General features: G+C 59.3%; 5 protein-coding genes. All 5 read left to right on the top strand.

All coding sequences use genetic code 11. The annotated features are described in order from the left end of the window. A partial coding sequence (locus B2W52_RS09105; RefSeq protein ID WP_286802605.1) for an ATP-binding cassette domain-containing protein occupies nucleotides 1-311 on the top strand: 311 nt, incomplete at its 5' end. Nucleotides 312-328: 17 nt separating this feature from the next. Continuing rightward, the gene (gene lpxK, locus B2W52_RS09100; protein WP_286802603.1) at nucleotides 329-1,354 is read left to right on the top strand and encodes a tetraacyldisaccharide 4'-kinase; all 1,026 of its coding nucleotides are present in this window, start codon (nucleotides 329-331) and stop codon (nucleotides 1,352-1,354) included. 19 nt (nucleotides 1,355-1,373) lie between these two features. After that, nucleotides 1,374-1,562 (top strand): Trm112 family protein, encoded by a 189-nt coding sequence (locus B2W52_RS09095; RefSeq protein WP_008169170.1) that lies wholly within the window; start codon nucleotides 1,374-1,376, stop codon nucleotides 1,560-1,562. A 26-nt stretch (nucleotides 1,563-1,588) separates the two neighbouring features. Then, on the top strand, nucleotides 1,589-2,383 hold the full coding sequence (kdsB, locus tag B2W52_RS09090) for a 3-deoxy-manno-octulosonate cytidylyltransferase (RefSeq protein WP_273073204.1): 795 nt from the start codon (nucleotides 1,589-1,591) through the stop codon (nucleotides 2,381-2,383). Further along, entirely contained in the window at nucleotides 2,376-2,855 is a 480-nt protein-coding gene (locus B2W52_RS09085; protein ID WP_008169166.1) for a low molecular weight protein-tyrosine-phosphatase, read from the top strand. Before kdsB ends, B2W52_RS09085 begins: the two co-directional genes overlap by 8 nt. Nucleotides 2,856-3,025: the final 170 nt, after the last annotated feature.

The raw sequence follows: 3,025 nt of genomic DNA, 5'->3' as shown, positions 1-3,025 counted from the left end.
CCGGCGGACAGCGCCAGCGGCTCGCCATCGCCCGGGCGCTGCTCAAGAACGCCCCGATTCTGATCCTTGATGAGGCGACATCGGCGCTGGATACGGAATCTGAACGCCATATCCAGGAAGCGTTGGAAACGGTTATGCAGGGCCGTACCACTCTGGTTATTGCGCATCGCCTGTCCACCATCGAGAAAGCGGACCGAATCCTGGTGATGGACAATGGCCGCATCGCCGAATCCGGCCGCCACGACGAACTCCTTGCCGCTGGCGGCGCTTACGCTCAATTGCACCAGATGCAGTTCAGCGAGCAGTCATGAGCGCGGTGCAATCTGCCATGAGTTCGCTGGTTGAGCGTCTCTGGTATGGAAGGAAGCGCCCTCTGGCTTTTCTGGCACCGCTGTCTTGGCTGTACCGGAGCATCGCGGAAGCCCGCCGTCGGGCCGCCTGGGATGCGAGAGATGTGTCGCTCCCGGTTCCGGTCATTGTGGTTGGCAACATCACTGCCGGTGGAACCGGCAAATCGCCGCTCACTGCCTGGCTGGTTTCCGCACTGGCATCCGATGGCTGGCGGCCAGTTATTCTCAGCAGGGGGTATGGTGGTGATGCTGGCCAGTACCCGCTGGAAGTTGCGGCGGAGACCAGTCCTTCCGAAGCTGGTGACGAGCCTGTCATGCTGGCGCTGAGCACCGGGTGCCCGGTTGTTGTTGATCCGCGCCGCCGACGGGGCGCCGATTACGCTCTTGAGAAAAACCTGGGTGATGTGCTGATTTGTGACGACGGCCTTCAACACTACAAGTTGCCCAGAGACCTGGAGCTGTCGGTATTTGATGGACAAAGGGGCATCGGTAACGGCGCCTTGATCCCCGTTGGCCCGCTTCGGGAGCCGGTTTCGCGACTGGCTTCTGTAGACTTTGTTATTGTAAATGGCAAAGAGCTTTCAGAGCAGGCTATGGAAAGCTTTGTTGGCATTGACCACCCTGCGATATTTTCCATGATTCTTGAGCCTGCAACCCTCGTTCACCTGAAAACAGGGGAGTCGAGAGCGGTTGGCGATCTCAGGGGCAAGGCCGTGAGGGCTGTGGCCGGGATCGGAAACCCGGCCCGGTTTTTCGATACACTCAGAACCCTTGGCGCCGATGTTACCGAAGCGGCCTTTCCGGATCACCATCGTTTCCGTCCCGAGGATCTGAACAGTGATACCGATGAGTTGATAGTCATGACCGCAAAAGACGCGGTGAAATGCCGGGAATTTGCACCCGATAATGCCTGGAGCCTCAACGTTGAGGCCAGATTGCCGGGGCCGTTCCGGGACGCGTTTCTGGCCCGGGTTCGCCAATGTTCCGAGCCGTTAACTTCCTGATATCAAGTGAGTAAGCAACATGGATAAAAAACTGTTGGCGCTGTTGGCCTGTCCGGTGTGTAAGGGCGATCTGAAACTCAACGAGGACAGAACCGAGCTGGTCTGTTACCAGGACGCCATGGCGTTCCCGATCCGCGAGGGGATTCCTGTGATGTTGGCTACCGAAGCCCGGACGCTCTCTACTGATGAGCGTCTGCACAAGCGTTAAACCCAAGTCAGCCAGGTGGTTACTACATGTCTTTTACCGTTGTGATTCCGGCCCGCTATGCGTCCAGCCGCCTTCCGGGCAAGCCTCTGGCAGACATTGCCGGCAAGCCGATGATCCAGCATGTCTGTGAGCGTGCCGCGGAAAGCCGCGCAGACAGGGTCGTTGTCGCCACGGACGATGATCGGATCCGGACCGCATGCGAAGGCTTCGGTGCAGAAGTGGTCATGACATCACCCAATCACGCCAGCGGCACAGACCGTCTTGAGGAGGTTGCACGGGTGCTGGGTTTCGGGCCGGATCATCGGGTCGTTAACGTGCAGGGTGACGAGCCCCTGATCCCGCCCGAACTGATCAACCAGGTGGCCGACAATCTGGAGTTTTATCCTGAAGTCGCCATTGCCACACTGTGTGAGCGGATCCACGATCCGGAGCACGTGTTCAATCCCAATGTGGTCAAGGTGGTGTTCGATCACAGGGGGATCGCCCATTATTTCAGCCGTGCGCCGATCCCGTGGGCCCGGGACCAGTGGCAGGAGGGCACACCTCTGACGGGGCTAGACGCTGCCTTGCCGGATAATGTCGGATATTTCCGGCATATCGGCATCTATGGTTACCGTGCTTCCGTCCTGGCCGAGTTTGTCAGCTGGGCGCCTGCGCCGACCGAGGTAACCGAATCTCTGGAACAGTTGAGGGCTCTCTATAATGGTGCCCGTATTCACGTGGATGTGGCCGCCGTCAACCCGCCGGGCGGCGTTGATACCGACGCCGATTTGCACAGGGTCCGAGGCTGGCTGGAGAAGAGGAATAGCGAGAATGGCTGAACCGGTAAACGTTCTTTTCGTGTGCCTGGGCAACATCTGTCGATCGCCCAGTGCTGAAGGTGTGTTTCGCTCACTGGTGGAGCAGGCGGGCCTTGCAGATCAGGTTCACATCGACTCCTGCGGCACCGGTGACTGGCACATTGGCAAGACTCCTGACGCCCGCGCCCAGGAGGCTGCCCGGCGCCGGGGTATCGACATCAGTGGATTACGGGCCCGCCAGTTCAGTCCGGAGGATCTGGACACCTTTGACTACGTGCTGGTGATGGATCGCCAGAACCTGGCGGACATCAAGGACGTATGGCATCAAAATGGCGGCACCCGGCCAGCCCTGTTTCTGGAGTTCGGTCAGTCGGCCCATCAGGAAGTGCCAGATCCCTATTACGGTGGTGACGCAGGTTTTGAAACCGTGCTTGACCTGATCCAGGAAGCCGGCGAGGGCCTGCTGGCGGACATCCGGGGGCGCCTGGCTTGAGCCAGCAGCCGGAAATTCGGGAAAACATAGAGCTGGAGGCGCTGAATACCCTGCACGTGCCGGCCAAAGCCCGTTTTTATGTCGAAGTTCACACCTCAGATGAGTTGGTCAGGTCTCTGGACTGGGCCTCATCAGAGGATCAGGAAGTCCTGATTCTGGGGGGCGGCAGT

This window comes from Marinobacter sp. UBA2498 (assembly GCF_002341575.1).
GTDB classification, from domain to species: domain Bacteria; phylum Pseudomonadota; class Gammaproteobacteria; order Pseudomonadales; family Oleiphilaceae; genus Marinobacter; species Marinobacter manganoxydans.
Note: the sequence above shows the minus strand (reverse complement) of the source record. Positions and strands in the feature narration are given on the sequence as shown.